Raw genomic sequence first — 16,526 nt, 5'->3', positions numbered from 1 at the left:
ACCAGAGTACAACAGGACAAACGCGCACAGCATGGCCGAGACACCCACGTATCTTGCGCATGACCAGCGCGAACAACGGGCCGGCTGGGTCCGCCTCCGGACCATCGTCCTGCTGCGCTGGCTGGCGATTTTCGGCCAGCTTTCGGCGATCCTTTTTGCCCGCGCGCTCTATGATCTCGATCTGGAGATGGGCCTGTGCTTCCTTGCGGTGGGGATCGCGACCATCACCAACCTGGTGGCGATGGTGGTTTTTCCGGGCGGCCGGCGCCTCCCCGAGCACTGGACCACGTTCATTTTCCTGCTCGATCTGCTGCTTCTGGGCGTTCTGCTCTACCTCACGGGCGGGCTGCACAACCCGTTTGCGCTGCTGATCCTCGGCCCCGTCACCATCTCCGCCGCCGCGCTTTCCAACCGCTCGACGCTGTTTCTCGGGGCCGTCGCCATCGCCATGGTGACGCTGCTCTCACGCTACTACCTCCTGCTCCACACCACCGGCGGCAGCGTGCTGAAAATGCCGGTGCCCTTCGTCTTCGGCCATTGGGTCGCCCTGGTGATCGGGATCGTGTTCATGGCTCTCAATGCGCGCCGGATCACGGGCGAGCTACAATCGATGCAGGACGCGCTCGAAGCCACCAACCTCGCGCTTGCCCGTGAGCAGAAACTCAACGATCTGGGCCGTGTGATTGCCGCCACCGCCCATGAGCTCGGCACGCCGCTCGCGACGATCAAGCTCACCAGCTCCGAGCTCGTCGAAGAGCTCGCCGGCCAGCCCGAGTTGCAGGAAGACGCCCTGCTCATTCGCAGCCAGGCGGAGCGGTGCCGCGATATCCTGCGCTCCATGGGCCGGGATGGCGATGTGGAGGAGCATCTGAAGCAGGCGCCACTGATGGCCGTTCTGCGCGAGGCGGCGGAGCCCCATCTCGATCGCGGCGCGCGGATCGAGTTTGTCGAGCGCCCCGGGGCGGATGCGGGCAAGCAGCCCGAGATCCTCCGCCGGCCGGAGCTCATCCACGGGCTGCGCAATCTCATCCAGAACGCCGTGGACTTCTCCCGCGAGACGGTGCGGCTCGAAGCGCATTGGACCGGGAGCGAGATCGGCGTCCGCATCGAAGACGACGGGCCGGGATTTCCGCCCAGCGTCCTCGGCCGGATCGGAGAGCCCTTCGTCCGCCGCCGTCTCGTCGAGAAGGATCGCGACGCGCGCCCCGAATACGCCGGCATGGGGCTCGGCCTCTTCATCGCCAAGACGCTGCTCGAACGCACCGGCGCGGAGATCAATTTCGTTAACGGCGCGGGGGCGTCATCGGACTTTCCCGGCGCGATTGTCGTGGCAACATGGGCGCGCGCATTGCTCACCGACGAGCCGCACGCGGGCCGCAGCGCGGCGCCAATGGCCCGAGTTTACCATTGAAACCGTGGCATACCCTTCACAACATTCATCTTTCTTTAAGCTCTGGGTCGCGGTCGCCCCAAGCGTTAACACTCCGTTAACAATGATTGATCACTTTAGCCGCGACGAACCGAGGTAAGCGCGTTGCCCATCACCCCCGCCCAAATTCTGGTGGTCCTCATCTGTGCCATGCTCGCAGGTGTGCTTTCCGTCGCCCTGAGACTGCGCGCCCCCGCGCCGGTCAAGGACAGCGGCGAGATCAAGACCGTTCCGGATCTGAACTTCCTGTTCGAGGGGCAAACCCTCGTTCACACGAATGCGCCGGCGCTGATCCGCCCGCTTTCGGCCGATGACACCGACTGGACCGCGCTCACGCGGCGCCTTGCCCCCAGGTTTTCGGAATTCCCGGCCGAGAACCCGATGGCCGCATCGGCGGGCAAGACACCGATGCTGACCTATGTCTCCGACCTCACGGCGGACAGCGGTCTGGTGGAGATCACCGATCTCGGCGCCCAGACGCGGGTTCTGGTCAAGCAGAGCCTGCCCGAGAACCTCGGCGAGATGCTCCACGATTCCATCGAAGGCGTGTTGCAGAGCAACCGGTTCGAGCACCTTGTCGAAAATGCCCCCGCGCCGATCTGGCACGTCAATCCCGATGGCGGAATCGACTATGCCAACGCCGCCTATCGCGCGCTCTGCCGCATGGCGCGCTATACCGACGTCGCCTCCGACGAGCTTGTCCACCTGTTCGCCGAACCCGACCGGTCGCGCAGCGGTGTGCCCGTGCGCCAATCCATCGTCACCCGCACCGGCGAGAAGCCGCATTGGTTCGACATCTACTCCCTGCCCCATGCCTGCGGCACGCAGCATTACGCGATCGACGTCAACGCGGTGGTGAACGCCGCCGTCGCCCAGCGGAACTTCGTCCAAACCCTCGCCAAGACCTTCGCCCAGCTCTCCATCGGCCTCGCCATCTTCGACCGCAACCGGCAACTGGCGCTGTTCAACCCGGCGCTGATCAACCTCACGAAAATGCCGGTGGAATTCCTCAGCACGCGCCCGGCGCTCATCTCGTTCTTCGACCACATGCGCGAGAGCAATATGATGCCTGAACCCAAGAATTACCCCACCTGGCGCGACAACATCTCTCGGCTGGCCGAAGAGGCGCGCGACGGGACCTATACCGAAATCTGGAGCCTCTCCTCGGGGCTGACCTACAAGGTCACGGGCCGGCCGCATCCGGACGGGGCGCTGGCCTTTTTGTTCGAGGATATCTCCGAAGAGATCCGCGTGACCCGGGATTTCCGCGCCGAGCTGGACCTTTGCCGCTCCGCCGTCGACGCGATGGAAGAAGCCGTGGTGATCTTCACCACCAACGGCGCGGTGTCGCTCGGCAACCGCCGTTTCCAGCATCTGTGGGACATCAAGGACAAGGCACAACTGGAGCGCTCGACCATCGTGGATTGCTGCGAGATCTGGGCCAAGACCTGTGAGCCGAGCGACGCCTGGGACGAGATCAACGCGCTGGTGACGGGCGCGCGCTCCCGTGCGCCGCGCACCTATCGCCTCGCGACGCGCAACGGCTTGTCGCTGCTCTGCACCGCAACGCCGATCGCCGTGGGTGGCACCATGGTCAGCTTCCGCACGGTGGGCGCCATGCCCGCCGACGCCAAGGCGCTCAACCGGGTCACCACCTCAAGCTGAGCCGCGCCGCCGCCGGGCCGCGCAGCTGATGCCTTGCGGGTTCGGGCCGATCCGCTATTCATGACGCATGGCGCCCACCCGGATCAGCATTCCCCTCCCCGACCCAGACGCGACCGATGCGCTCGCCCGGCGCCTCGCCGCGCTGATCGCCCCCGGCCGCACGATCCTGCTCGAAGGGCAGATCGGCGCCGGGAAATCCCACTTCGCCCGCGCGCTGATCCGCGCCGAGCTGGGGCTTGTCGAGGTCCCCTCCCCGACCTTCACACTGGTGCAGAGCTACGAGGCCGCGCCCTGTGATATCTGGCACGCCGATCTCTACCGGCTCGGCGATCCCGGGGAATGCATCGAGCTCGGCCTGACCGAAGCCTTCGAGGAGGCGTTCTGCCTCGTGGAATGGCCCGACCGTCTCGGCGCCCTGCGGCCCGACGGCGCGCTCACCCTGCGGCTCGATCCGGACGAGACCGGCGAGGGCAGGCGCGCGCATCTGGAATGGAGCGATCCGGCCTGGGACGAGGTTGCCACCCTTGTCTGACACCGCGGAAATGGACCTGCTCCGCGCGGCGGGCTGGGGCGATGCGGAGCAAAGCCCGATGGAGGGCGACGCTTCGACCAAGGCGTTCTTGCGGCTCCGGCGCGGCGCCGAGCGCGCGATCCTCATGACCTCCCCGGCGGATCCTTCGGTGGCCGTAAACTTCGCGCATGTGGCCGGCCTGCTGCGCGACCGGGGCCTCAGACCGCCGCGCATCCTCTCGGCGGATCTGACGCGCGGCGCGCTCTTGATCGAGGATTTCGGCGATCGCGTCTTCGCCCGCCAGATCGCCAACACCCCCGCGCTTGCACAGCCGCTCAGCGATCTTGCCATCGATGTCCTGCTCCGGCTCGGCCAGCATCCGGCCCCCGACCTTGCGCACTTCGACGCCGAGACCGCCGCCGATCAGGCCGAATTGGCGGCAACGTTTTACGCAGACCTTGACGCGGCGCGCTACGCTCCCCTCCGCGCGGCCCTCAAGGCGGCGCTCGAGGACGCCCCGCCGGCGGAACCAGTGCTGATGCTGCGTGACTATCACGCTGAAAACATCATCCACCTGCCTGAAAACCCGGGTCTTGCCCGCGCCGGCCTCATCGATTTTCAGGACGCCATGGTCGCCCACCCGGCCTATGATCTGGTCTCGTTCCTGCAAGACGCGCGGCGCGACGTGCCGCCCGATATGGTCGCCCGTCAGATCCGGCGCTTCGCCGAGGGCGCCGGCATGACCGAGGCCGAGCTTGCCCATGCACTCGCCCTCTTCGGCACCGCGCGCGCGTTGCGCATCCTCGGCGTCTTCGCCCGCCTTGCGCGCGCCGGCGGCAAGCCAAAATACCTCGCGCTGATGCCGCGCGTCTGGGGCCATCTGGAGCGCAATCTCGCCCACCCCGCGCTCGCGCAGGTGGCGCATGAGGTCCGCGCCCTCCTCCCCCGGCCGAGCCCGGACCACCTTGAAAGCCTGAGGTCCCCATGCCCGACGCCGTGATGATCTTCGCCGCCGGGCTCGGCACGCGCATGGGCGCGCTGACCCACGACCGGCCCAAGCCGATGATCGAGGTCGCCGGCCGGCCGCTGATCGACCACGCGCTGGAGCATGTGTCCCGGCGGCCGGGGCTCCGCGCCGTGGCCAATGTGCACTACAAACCCGATCGGCTGATTGCCCATCTCAAGGCACGGGGCGTCGCAATTTCGGATGAGCGCGGCGCCTTGCTCGAAACCGGCGGCGGGCTTCGCAAGGCTCTGCCGCTCCTCGGCGCGGAACCGGTCTTTACCATGAATTCCGATGCGATCCTTTCCGGGCCGAACCCGCTGGATTGCCTGGCCGAGGCCTGGGATCCGGTCCGGATGGACGCGCTCCTGCTCTGCGTGACGCTCGCCCGCGCCGAGGGCCGCGCCGCGCCGGGGGATTTCACGCAAGGCCCCGACGGGGCGCTGCGCCGCGGGGGCGATCTGGTCTACACCGGGGTGCAGATCCTGCGCACCGCGGGGCTCGCGGACATCGGCGAAGAGGCGTTTTCGCTCAATCTGCTGTGGGACCGGATGATCGCGCGCGGGCGGCTCTTCGGCTGCGCCTATCCCGGCCGGTGGTGCGATGTGGGGCGCCCCGATGGCATCGCGACGGCCGAGGCCCTGCTGGCGGAGACGCGCGATGTTTGAGCCCGGAGAGCCGCGTCTCTTTGGCCTCCCGCCCGGTGTCGATTTCGCCGAGGCCCTGGTCGCGGGCATCCGCGCCCGGATCGCAGGCGCGCCGCCGGAGGCCATCGCGCGCGTCACGCTCTTCGTCAACACCCAGCGCATGGCGCGACACCTGCGCGATCTTTTCGACACGGGCCCCGCCGGGTTCCTGCCGCGCATCCGGCTCGTGACGGGCCTCGCCCGCGATCCGGCGAGCCATGCGCTTCTGGGCGATATTCCCGCGCCAGTGCCGCCGCTGCGCCGCCGTTTGCAACTGACCGAACTGGTCTCGGCGCTGCTCGACCGGGCCCCCGATCTGGCCCCCCGTGCCGCGCTCTACGATCTCGCCGACAGCCTCGCCAACCTCCTCGACGAGATGATCGGCGAGGGGGTCGCGCCCGCCGACCTCGCCGCGCTCGAAATCCCCGACAGCTCCGGCCACTGGCAGCGGGCGCTGGCCTTCCTCAACCTCGTGACGCGCTATTTCGATGCAACGCAAGAGCCGCCTGACAACGAGGCGCGGCAGCGGATGGTCGTCTCGGCGCTGAGCGCGCTCTGGGCCGAGGCGCCGCCAGCGGATCCGATCCTCATCGCGGGCTCCACCGGTTCGCGTGGGACAACGGCGCTCTTCATGAAAACCGTCGCGGCCCTGCCGCAGGGGGCGATCATCCTGCCCGGCGTCGATTTCGACCAGCCCCCCGCCGTCTGGGACGCCATGACGCGCGCCCGCGGCGGCGAGGACCACCCCCAGTTCCGATTTCTCAGCCTCGCCCGCTCGATCGGCAGCCATCCGTCCGAGATCCGCCGCTGGGCCGATCATGCCCCCGCGAGCCCGCCGCGCAACGCGCTCGTCTCGCTCGCGCTGCGCCCCGCGCCGGTCACGGACCAATGGCTGAGCGATGGGCCGAAGCTTCCCGATCTGGCCGGGGCGGGCGCGGATGTGACCCTGCTTGAGGCCCCCACCGCGCGGGACGAAGCCATGGCGATCGCGCTGCGCCTGCGGCAAGCCGCGGAGGATGGCCGCAGCGCCGCGCTCATCACACCGGACCGGATGCTGACCCGTCAGGTCGCCGCGGCGCTGGACCGCTGGGGCATCGTGCCCGACGATTCCGCGGGCATGCCGCTGCCGCTGTCGCCGCCGGGCCGGCTGATGCGCCTCGTCGGGGCCTTCATCGGCACGGCGCCGACCGCTGATGCGCTTCTGGCCCTGCTCAAGCATCCGCTGACCCATCGCGGTACCGGGCGGGGGCCGCATCTTCTGCGCACGCGCGATCTGGAATTGCATATCCGCAAGAGTGGGATGCCCTTCCCCTCGCGCGCCGATCTGCTGAACTGGGCCGAGACGCGGCGCACAGATGCGGGCGCAGTGGTCTGGGCCGACTGGATTTTCGATGCGCTCACTCCACTCACCACGCTCGACCACGCGCCGCTGACGGCCTTCGTCGATGCCCATCTGCACACGGCGGAAATGATCTCACGCGGGGCGGACGGCGCGGCGGAGCGCGCGCTCTGGGACGGGGACGCGGGCGAGGAAGCGCGGCGGGTGACCTCTGAGTTGCAACGCGAGGCGCGCTTCGGCGGCCCGCTCTCGGCCAGCGACTACACCAGCCTCTTCGCCGCCGTGCTCAACACCGGCGAGGTCCGCGACGCAAGCCTGCCCCATCCCGGCATCCGCATCCTCGGGACGATGGAAGCACGGATGCAGAGCGCCGATCTGACCATCCTCGCCGGGCTCAACGAGGGCACATGGCCCGAGCCGCCCGCGCCGGATCCATGGCTCAATCGCGAGATGCGCGAGAAAGCCGGGCTGCTCCTGCCCGAGCGGCGGATCGGCCTCTCGGCGCATGATTTCCAACAGGCCATCGCGGGCGGGGAGGTCTGGCTCACGCGGTCGATCCGCTCGGAGGAGGCCGAAACGGTCCCCTCGCGCTGGCTCTCGCGGCTGACCAACCTTCTCGACGGGCTCGGCCCGACCGGGGGGCGGGACCTGCTGCGTGAGATGCGCGGGCGGGGCGCGGACTGGCTCGCGCTTTCGGCCGCGCTGGAAGAGCCCGGCACGGCCCCCCGCGCGGCCCGACCCTCGCCGCGCCCGCCGGCTCCACTGCGCCCGCGGCAGCTTTCGGTCACCGAAATCTCCCGCCTGATCCGCGATCCCTATGCGATCTACGCGCGCCACGTGCTCGGGCTGCGCCGCCTCGATCCCATCGTCCAGACCGCCGATGCGCCCCTGCGCGGCACCGTCATCCATGACATCCTCGACCGGTTCATGCGCGATGTGATGGCCGATCCAGAGGCGCTCAGCGCCGCGCATCTGATGGCCGTGGCCGAAGCGGGGCTTGCCGCCGATGTCCCCTGGCCGGCGACGCGCCGGTTCTGGCGCGCGCGGATGGCCAAGGTGGCCGACTGGTTTGTCGAGGGAGAGCGGGCCAGACGCGAGATCGCGCGGCCCCTCAGGACCGAGGTGCGCGGACGGTTCGAGCTCCACGAGCCGGTGTTCACGCTGACGGCCAAGGCCGACCGGATCGACGCGGACGCAAGCGGCCAACTTGTCCTGCTCGATTACAAGACTGGCACGCCCAAGACCGCGAAGGCGCAGATTGCCTTTGAAAAGCAACTGCTACTGGAGGCAATGATGGCCGAAAGCGGCGCGTTCGAGGGTATCGCCCCCGCCCCGGTGCGCGCGGCGCTCTACATCGGGCTCGGGGCCTCGCCCTCGGTCGTCCCCGCGCCGCTGGAGGACGAGGGGCCGGGGCTTGCGCGCGAGCGATTCCGCGAACTCATCGTCTCCTATCTCGATCCAGCTCAGGGGTTCACCGCGCGCCGCGCGATGGAAAAACGCGGCTTTGGCTCCGACTACGACACCCTCTCGCGCTATGGCGAATGGGACGAGACCCAGGCCCCCGAGCCGGAGGACCTCGCATGACGATGAACGAAGCCACCCGGCGACAGGTCGAGGCGACCCACCCGGAGCGGAGCACATGGCTCTCGGCCAACGCCGGCTCGGGCAAGACGCGGGTCCTGACCGACCGTGTCGCGCGGCTGCTCCTCAGTGGGGTCGATCCGCAGAACATCCTCTGCCTGACCTACACCAAGGCCGCGGCGAGCGAGATGCAGAACCGGCTCTTCAAACGGCTCGGCTCCTGGTCGATGCTGGAGGATGACAGGCTCGGCGCCGAGCTGGAGGCGATCGGCGCCGGAGGCGAGACGGGCAAGGACGCCCTCGCCCGCGCGCGGCGCCTTTTCGCGCTCGCTATCGAGACGCCCGGGGGCCTCAAGATCCAGACGATTCACTCCTTCTGCTCGGCCCTCCTGCGCCGCTTCCCGCTCGAAGCCGGGGTCAGCCCGCAGTTCAAGGAGGTGGACGAGCGCGCCGCCGAGCTGCTCATGACCGAGGTTCTGGACGGGCTCGCCGAGGGCCCGGAGGCGGATCTGCTCGATGGGCTTGCGGGCTACATCACCGATGAAGACGGCGTGATCAAACTGCTCTACGCGCTGCTCCGGAACCGGGCCTCGTTCCGCGCCGGTACCACGCGGGCGGATGTCTTCACCGCCTTCGAGCTCGGACCGGACGAAAGCCTTGACGCGCTCGCCGCGCGGACGCTCGGGCCGGACGCGGAGGACATCATCGCCGATCTGATCGCGACCCTGCCGCGCTTCAACAAGACCGACGCGACAGCCGCCGAGACGCTGGCCGCGATTCCGGCGCTCGATGAGACGTGCCTTCCCGCGCTGGAGAAGCTTCTTCTCTATGGCGAAAAGGCCAAATCCCCCTTCGGCCCCAAGATCGACGCCTTCCCCGGCAAGGCCGCCCGCGAGGCGCTCGGGGAGACACAATCCGCGCTCAACGCGTTGATGGAGCGGGTCCACCTCGCGCGCGAGCCGCGGCTTGCGCTGGCCGCCGCTGAACGCACCTGGGCGCTCCACCGGTTCGCCACCGCTTTCCTCGCCCGCTACGAGGCCGCCAAACTCGCCCGCGGCTGGCTCGATTTCGATGATCTCATCCTCAAGGCGCGCGGTCTGCTGACCGATCCGAAGCTTGCGCAATGGGTGCTCTACCGGCTCGATGGCGGGATCGATCACATCCTCGTCGACGAGGCCCAGGACACAAGCCCGTTCCAGTGGGACGTGGTCGAACGGCTCACCGAGGAATTCACCAGCGGCATCGGCGCGCGGGCCGATACGCTCCGGACGCTGTTTGTTGTGGGCGATGTGAAACAGTCGATCTATTCATTTCAGGGGGCCGATCCCAAGGCCTTCGGCGCCATGCGCGATGCCTTCCGCAGGCGGTTCGCCGAGGTCGCGCATCCGTTTCAGGAAAGCGAGCTGCGCCACAGCTTCCGCTCCGCGCCCGCGATCCTCGACGTGGTGGACAAGACCTTCGCGCTGCAGGGGGGCGAGGGGCTGGGGCAGGTCTCGGACCACGTCGCGTTTCAGGAGCGGCTGCCCGGCCGGGTCGATCTCTGGCCGGTGGTGCCCAAGCCCGAGAAACGCGAGCCGGGCGACTGGTACGAGCCCGTCGATCAACCCGCGGACAATGACGCCGAGGTGATCCTCGCGCGGAAGATTGCCCGCGAGATCAGGCGAATAACCGATCCAGGCGCGGGCGAAACCCTGCCCGAGAGCGGCCGCGACGGCGCGCTCACCCGCCGGCCCGTGCGGCCCGGGGATGTGCTTGTCCTCGTGCAACGCCGCTCGCCGCTCTTTCACGAAATCATCCGCGCTTGCAAGACCGAGGGGCTCGCCATTGCGGGGGCGGATCGGCTGCGCGTCGGGGCCGAACTTGCGGTGAAGGATCTCGCGGCGCTGCTTGGGTTTCTCGACCTGCCGGAAGACGATCTGGCCTTGGCCACGGCCCTGCGCTCGCCGCTCTTCGGCTGGTCCGAACAGGCGTTGTTTGACCTAGCGGCGCGGCGCGGCAAGGCGTTCTTGTGGGAAGCGCTGCGCGGCCGGGCGCAGGAGTTTTCCGAGACCGTCGCGGTGCTCGATGCGCTCCGGCGCGATGCGGATTACCTGCGGCCCTATGATCTGATCGAGCGGATTTTGACGCGCCATGACGGGCGGCGGCGCCTGCTCGCGCGGCTCGGGCGCGAGGCCGAAGACGGGATCGACGCGCTACTGGGACAGGCGCTCGCCTATGAGCAGACCGAGGTGCCGAGCCTCACCGGGTTCCTCGTCTGGATGCAGACCGATGATCTGGAGATCAAGCGCCAGATGGACAGCGCGAGCGACCAGATCCGCGTCATGACCGTGCATGGCGCCAAGGGGCTGGAAGCGCCGATCGTGATCCTGCCCGACACGGCCAAACGCAAACCGCCGACGCTCGATCCGCTGCTCGATCTGGATGGGATCCCCGCGTGGAGGCCCCGCGCCGGGGAGGCGCCGCCCGCCCTCAAGGCGCGGGCCGATGACGCCCGGAGCCGCGCCGAAGATGAGCGCCAGCGGCTTCTTTATGTGGCGATGACCCGGGCGGAGAAGTGGCTCATCGTCGCCGCCGCCGGCGAAACAGGAGACGCGGGCCAGAGCTGGTACGGACAGGTGGAACAGGCGATGCAGGCGCTTGGCACGACGCCGCTCGTGGCCACGGGCGCGACGGTCCAGCGCTATCAGTCGGGCGAATGGGCCGCGCCGCCCCTCGTGTCGCCGCAGACCGCCACGACCCTCGCGCCAGAGCTCCCCGACTGGATCAAGGCCCGCGCCGCCTCCCCGGAGCGCGCGGCCCCGACCCTTTCTCCGAGCGATCTCGGCGGCGCCAAGGCGCTTGCCGGTGAGGCGGGCGCGGCTGAAGCGGACGCGCTCGCGCGCGGGACGCTGATCCACCTGCTGCTCGAACATCTTCCGGCACTCCCCGCGCAAGGCCGGCGCGCGGCGGCGCACCGGCTTGCCGGGCTGCAAGCGCCCGAAGCCGCCGCCGCGGTGGTTGACGAGGCGATCGCGGTCTCCGAACGGGTGCTCGCCGCCCCCGATCTCTCGCCGCTTTTCGCCCCCTCCGCCCTCACCGAAGCGCCCATCACCGCCACCCTCCCCGCTCTGGGCAACGCGCGCATTCACGGCAGCATCGACCGGCTCGTCCTCGATGGCGGGCGCATTCTAGCGGTGGATTTCAAGACCAACCGCGTCGTGCCGGACAGCGCCCGAACCTGCCCCGAGGGGCTCCTGCGCCAGATGGGCGCGTACCTCCATGCGCTCACCGCGATCTACCCTGGCCGGGACATCGATGTGGCCATTCTCTGGACCGAAACCGCCACGCTCATGCAGCTGCCCCACGATCTCGTGACCGAGGCCCTCGGCCGGGCGGGCGCGCCTTGACGGGGTTGGGGTGCGTGCTTACGTTCGCCTCCCGACAGCTGCTTCCATTCAGGAGAAGAAACATGGCCACCGTTGCCGTAACCGATGACACCTTCGACGCCGAAGTACGCGGATCCGATATCCCCGTCGTGGTGGATTTCTGGGCCGAGTGGTGCGGCCCCTGCAAACAGATCGGCCCGGCGCTTGAAGAGCTCTCGGACGAGTTCGAAGGCAAGGTGAAGGTCGCCAAGGTCGACGTGGACAGCAACCCCGGCGCCGCCGCCTCCATGGGCGTGCGCGGTATCCCGGCGCTCTTCATCTTCAAGGACGGCCAGCCGGTCTCCAACCGCGCGGGCGCGGCACCGAAAGCGGCTCTGAAAAGCTGGATCGAAGAGTCGATCTGAGCCTGATCACTCGCTGATCCCGGGTTGAATGCAGCGCCGCAAATGCTGCGCGAGAGAAAGCCCATTGGCTCGGAGCGCAATGCCCGCTTCGAGCCAATGGTGCAGGATTCTGCGTGGCGCACGAAGGCCTGTAGTCCGGTTAAAAGTGAGCATTCGAAAACGTATTGTGCAACTGCCGATCAGGGATGGTTGTATCCGAAGCTCCACCAGGCCCCACCACGTCAAGCGTCGCGCAACATGTCGACAAAAGCGGTCACTTTGACCGGGCGGAATTTGGACGCGGGATAGACTGCAAATATCCCACCTTCCGGCAGCGTCCAGTGCGGCAAAACCTGTGTCAGCTGACCGCCCTGCAAATCCCTGCTCACCAAGAAGTCGGGCAATATCGCAACCCCTGCGCCGCCTTTGACCGCTTCCAGAATTGCTGGTGTGCTGTCGATGGCGAGAGTGTTTGCCATTTGCACCGACACGATCTGCTTCGCTTCGTTTTCAAACGCCCATTGCAACGGATCAGACAGGGACATGTTTGCAATGAAGTCCAGCGATGTCAGATCGTTGGGGTGTGCGATAGCGTCGAGCCGGGCCGTATCTTTGGTCGCCCCTACCAACAGTTGTTGAAAGCCGCCGAGTTTGCGCGCGATCAGTCCAGAATCCCGCAGCCAGCCCACACGAATGGCTAGATCAAGATCACCTGACATCAGGTCGCTGTGGCTGTCACCAAGATGCAGTTCAACCTTGCACTCCGGGTATTTACACCGAAATTTTGCGACCACCGGGGTCACAATGACGGCGCCATAGTCATGGGGTGCGGTCATGCGCAACGTGCCCAGGGGTCGGTCTGACAGTTGCGACAACTCGCCAAACGCATCGTCTGCATCCCGCAGGATTGACGCGCAGCGGATGTAAAATGCCAGCCCCGCTTCGGTCGTGCTGACCTTGCGCGTGTTGCGCACCAACAGGGTTGTTTTCAGCTCCTGTTCCAATTGCGTCACTTGCGAGCTGACCACGGCTTTGGTCACCCCCAGCCGCTCGCCGGCCTGTGTAAACGACCCCGTTTCCACCACCGCTGCGAAGTAGGCGAGCCTGTTCAGATTGCGTGCCTTTGACATGAGGCAACTGTTATCTTTTGACATACACATTGTCAAAATTGTTTGTCTTATCAATCACAATCCAGAGGCGCATATACCCCTCAAAGGAGACAAGACATGACACAGACAGTGACTTTGCAATACCTCTTCGATCCGTTGTGCGGCTGGTGCTATGGGGCCTCTGCTTCGATTAAAACTCTGGCGAAACACCCGGAAATCGACTTGCAGCCCATGGCAACGGGCCTGTTCTCCGGCACCGGCGCAAAGCCGATGAAAAGCTTTGCCGCGCAAGCCTGGGCCATGGATCAACGCATCGGCGCGCTGAGCGGTCAACCGTTCAGCGACGACTATCGTACCAAAGTGCTGGGCTCAGCGGATGCTTTGCTGGATTCAACGGTCGCAACACGTGCTGTCGTCGCTGTGTCCGAAAGCGCCCCTGATCGCGTGATCGACGCCCTCGTTGCTATCCAATCGGCGCGTTACAAGGACGGCAAAGACGTGACTTCGGCCGCTGTTGTTGCGGGTATCTTGACCGATCTCGGCCTGACGGACGCCAGCGCGCGTCTTCTGGCGGCAGATGACCCTCTGCTGCACCTGGTAGAATCCCGCACAGCGGCGGCCCGCGAACTGATGAGCGCCTACGGACTGCAAGGCGTGCCGTCCCTGATCGCAACCGTCAACGGAAAGCAGAGCATCCTGGACGCCAGCGCGCTGTATTCCGGACCGGGCAGCATCTTGACCGCTCTCAAACTGGCTTAACCCCTTCACAAGGAATTGGAAAATGAACCGTAGAACAGCCCTCAAAATGACCGCAGCCGCTGGCGTTGCCGCCCTTTCCGCGCCCGGAGTGGCGCTTGCACAGGAAAACGGCCTGAGCTGGACCCACTTCCCAGCCGGGGAAAACGGATTTTACCGCGCGCCTGTCTTGGTGTCCGGCCCGTCCGAAGCCGTCCTGATTGACGGCGGGTTTACGCTGTCTGACGGTCAAGCCTTGGCCGAAGCGATCAAATCCACCGGCAAGGCATTGACCACAATCTATGTCAGCCAAAGCGACCCTGATTTCTACTTCAGCCTGCGACCGATCGTAGAGGCCTTCCCTGAGGCGCGCGTCATCGCGGCCAGCGAAACCGTTGCTGCGATCAACGCGAATGTCGCCAAGAAGGTCGAGACATGGGCGCCGCAGCTTGGTGAAAACGGCCCGCAATCTGTTGATGATGTGGTCATGCCCGACGTTGACGACCGGGCAACCCTGACGGTGGACGACTATGTGCTCGATATCGTTCCGGCGACGGGTATCGCCAATCGCCGCTACATCTGGAGCGAAGACCTGCAGGCTGTATTCGGCGGTGTGATGGTCTTTTCCGGCACACATGTTTGGGTGGCAGACACGCAAACCAAAGAAGAGCGCGCGGCATGGATTGCCAACCTGGACGCCATCATCGCACGCGCGCCGCAGGTCGTTGTGCCGGGCCACATGACAGTTGACGCGCCGCTTGGTCTCGAAGCTGTTGCGTTCACCAAGGCCTATCTGCTGGCTGTAGAGGAAGAGTTGGCTAAGGCCACGACATCCGAAGACCTGAAAGCGGCAATGCGCGCCCGCTATCCCGATTTGGGAATGGGCATTGCCTTGGAAATCGGCGCAAAGGTTCTGACCGGCGAGATGAAATGGGGCTAGATGGAGCCCCAGTCCATTTCGGATGGGTGTTCTGTTCGCAATAGCGCACGTGCTTGAGCGCTGACGCCGATGCGCAACCCAATCTGCTGGCGAGCTTCGACAATGTCAAAGCTCGCCAGCAGACCCCGAACGGCTCTCGATTCCGTAGACGACGCATTTCCGACCATCTCGACAGACCGGACCTCAGGCCAGAGCATGGCGCGCGAGGCGGCGCAGGTGCTCCAGGCGCAGGGTCTTGCCGAGGCTGCGCTGCGTCAGGCGGGCCGGGATCGACGCCCAGTCCATCAGCAGTCGCACGCGCAGCAGGTAGCCGACCGAAGGATCCTCCGGCCCGACGAGATCGTAGCCCTCGAAGAACGCGCCCAGCAGCGGAGCGGGGAGAAGCTCCCCCGGCCCGAGCGCTTTGACCGGGACGTAGCGGCCCGCAAAGTTGATCAGCAGGCGCGCGATGTCGAAGCCGACCGGGGCGGTGTGATCGGCGGTGAAGTCCAGCCCGTAGCTTCGCGGCCCGTCGAGGACGATATTGTGCAGGTTGAGATCCCCGTGGGTCCAACTCGACCGGGTCTCGCGCCCTTCGAATTCCGGGGCAAGGTCAATCGCCGCCCGGGCCGCGCGCTCGAAGGCCTTTCGGTGGGGCACTGTGATCACGCCGGCCTCCAGCTCGGCCAACAGGTGGGTGAGGTGGTCCCGCATGAAGCGCGGTTGGAACACGCGTGTCTCCACCGGCCCGGCCCGGTGAAACGCCGCCATCCAGCCCCCCGCCGCCCGGAGCACCTGCGCCGGATCGGCGCCGGTCTCCAGCATGGCAAGGCAGGTCTCCCCGGCGACCGCCTCCATGAGCACCGCCTGCTGCCCCTCATCGACGGCCAGCACGCGCGGCACCCCGGCCGCCCCGTCCATCGCCGCCGCCGCGCGCCTCTGCGCCCCGACCACCCGGCGAAACCCTGTCGCATCCGCCGGCCGGAATATCCGCTTCAGGACCACCCCGCCCCCGGGCCCGTCGAACCGCTCAACCACGTGCGACCGCCGAGCATCCTCCTTGCGCCAGACCCGGACGCGCCGGTACGCCTCCGGATCGCGCCCCACCTCGCCGCAGAGCCGGGCAAACAGCGCCGCGTCTTCGGGGGGCATCTCGGGCGGCATGTGATCTCCGGTCGGTTGCAATAGCCAAGCGATGCACAGATATAGAGGCAAACGAAAGGGCGGATATGGCGGAAACGGATTTTCCCGGGTGGCACGGCACGACGATCATCGGCGTCCGAAAGGGCGGCGAAGTGGTGATCGCGGGCGACGGACAGGTGAGCCTCGGCCAGACGGTGATCAAGGGCACGGCGCGCAAGGTCCGGCGGCTCTCGCCGGGGGGCAATGATGTCGTCGCCGGGTTTGCCGGATCGACGGCGGATGCCTTCACCCTGCTCGAACGGCTGGAGGCCAAGCTCGAAGCAACGCCGGGCCAACTGGCCCGCGCAGCGGTTGAGCTGGCCAAGGACTGGCGGACAGACAAATACCTGCAGAAGCTCGAGGCCATGCTCATCGTCTCGGACGGCAAGGATCTCTATGTGATCACCGGCGCTGGTGATGTGCTGGAGCCCGAACATGACGTGGCCGCCATCGGCTCGGGCGGCAACTTCGCCCTCGCCGCCGCGCGCGGCATGATGGACACGGACCGCAATGCCGAAGAGGTGGCCCGCGCGGCCATGGCCATCGCCGCCGACATCTGCGTCTACACCAATGGCAATCTCACCGTCGAAAAGATCGGCGGCTGAGCCGCCTCCCCACG

At 67.0% G+C, this 16,526-nt stretch carries 13 protein-coding genes; 11 read left to right on the top strand and 2 right to left on the bottom strand.

Annotation, left to right across the window (positions count from 1 at the left end; translation table 11 throughout):
• Nucleotides 1–31 precede the first annotated feature (31 nt).
• From regB to trxA, 8 genes are all read left to right on the top strand, one after another.
• Nucleotides 32–1,411 (top strand): sensor histidine kinase RegB, encoded by a 1,380-nt coding sequence (regB, locus tag BM353_RS04450; protein ID WP_092077037.1) that lies wholly within the window; start codon nucleotides 32–34, stop codon nucleotides 1,409–1,411.
• A 123-nt stretch (nucleotides 1,412–1,534) separates the two neighbouring features.
• Entirely contained in the window at nucleotides 1,535–3,094 is a 1,560-nt protein-coding gene (locus BM353_RS04445; RefSeq protein WP_092077035.1) for a PAS-domain containing protein, read from the top strand.
• 67 nt (nucleotides 3,095–3,161) lie between these two features.
• Nucleotides 3,162–3,626: a tRNA (adenosine(37)-N6)-threonylcarbamoyltransferase complex ATPase subunit type 1 TsaE gene (tsaE, locus tag BM353_RS04440; RefSeq protein ID WP_092077033.1), complete on the top strand. Its 465-nt coding sequence runs from the start codon at nucleotides 3,162–3,164 to the stop codon at nucleotides 3,624–3,626.
• A complete protein-coding gene (locus BM353_RS04435) occupies nucleotides 3,619–4,605 on the top strand; it encodes an aminoglycoside phosphotransferase family protein (RefSeq protein ID WP_245759562.1) in 987 nt (328 codons plus the stop codon). Before tsaE ends, BM353_RS04435 begins: the two co-directional genes overlap by 8 nt.
• A complete protein-coding gene (locus tag BM353_RS04430; protein WP_092077029.1) occupies nucleotides 4,590–5,276 on the top strand; it encodes a nucleotidyltransferase family protein in 687 nt (228 codons plus the stop codon). The genes BM353_RS04435 and BM353_RS04430 overlap by 16 nt, the downstream gene beginning before the upstream one ends.
• Nucleotides 5,269–8,217 (top strand): double-strand break repair protein AddB, encoded by a 2,949-nt coding sequence (gene addB, locus BM353_RS04425; protein ID WP_092077027.1) that lies wholly within the window; start codon nucleotides 5,269–5,271, stop codon nucleotides 8,215–8,217. The genes BM353_RS04430 and addB overlap by 8 nt, the downstream gene beginning before the upstream one ends.
• Nucleotides 8,214–11,600, top strand: a complete 3,387-nt coding sequence (gene addA / locus BM353_RS04420) for a double-strand break repair helicase AddA (RefSeq protein ID WP_092077025.1) — start codon at nucleotides 8,214–8,216, stop codon at nucleotides 11,598–11,600. The genes addB and addA overlap by 4 nt, the downstream gene beginning before the upstream one ends.
• A 62-nt stretch (nucleotides 11,601–11,662) precedes the next feature.
• Nucleotides 11,663–11,983 (top strand): thioredoxin, encoded by a 321-nt coding sequence (gene trxA / locus BM353_RS04415; protein ID WP_092077023.1) that lies wholly within the window; start codon nucleotides 11,663–11,665, stop codon nucleotides 11,981–11,983.
• A gap of 221 nt (nucleotides 11,984–12,204) precedes the next feature.
• On the opposite strand, the gene BM353_RS04410 is transcribed toward trxA, so the two are convergent.
• A complete protein-coding gene (locus BM353_RS04410; protein ID WP_092077021.1) occupies nucleotides 12,205–13,092 on the bottom strand; it encodes a LysR family transcriptional regulator in 888 nt (295 codons plus the stop codon).
• A 96-nt stretch (nucleotides 13,093–13,188) separates the two neighbouring features.
• Here BM353_RS04410 and BM353_RS04405 point away from each other — a divergent pair, with 96 nt between their 5' ends.
• Both BM353_RS04405 and BM353_RS04400 read left to right on the top strand, forming a co-directional pair.
• The gene (locus BM353_RS04405) at nucleotides 13,189–13,830 is read left to right on the top strand and encodes a DsbA family protein (protein ID WP_092077019.1); all 642 of its coding nucleotides are present in this window, start codon (nucleotides 13,189–13,191) and stop codon (nucleotides 13,828–13,830) included.
• 22 nt (nucleotides 13,831–13,852) lie between these two features.
• On the top strand, nucleotides 13,853–14,746 hold the full coding sequence (locus tag BM353_RS04400; protein ID WP_092077017.1) for an MBL fold metallo-hydrolase: 894 nt from the start codon (nucleotides 13,853–13,855) through the stop codon (nucleotides 14,744–14,746).
• 183 nt (nucleotides 14,747–14,929) lie between these two features.
• On the opposite strand, the gene BM353_RS04395 is transcribed toward BM353_RS04400, so the two are convergent.
• Complete coding sequence (locus tag BM353_RS04395) at nucleotides 14,930–15,889, bottom strand: phosphotransferase (RefSeq protein ID WP_092077015.1); 960 nt, start codon at nucleotides 15,887–15,889, stop codon at nucleotides 14,930–14,932.
• 65 nt (nucleotides 15,890–15,954) lie between these two features.
• Between BM353_RS04395 and hslV the strand changes: the two genes are divergently transcribed.
• Nucleotides 15,955–16,512, top strand: a complete 558-nt coding sequence (gene hslV, locus BM353_RS04390) for an ATP-dependent protease subunit HslV (protein ID WP_092077013.1) — start codon at nucleotides 15,955–15,957, stop codon at nucleotides 16,510–16,512.
• The last annotated feature ends 14 nt before the right edge of the window (nucleotides 16,513–16,526 follow it).

Source organism: Poseidonocella sedimentorum, from assembly GCF_900116005.1.
In the GTDB taxonomy this organism is placed as follows: domain Bacteria; phylum Pseudomonadota; class Alphaproteobacteria; order Rhodobacterales; family Rhodobacteraceae; genus Poseidonocella; species Poseidonocella sedimentorum.
Note: the sequence above shows the minus strand (reverse complement) of the source record. Positions and strands in the feature narration are given on the sequence as shown.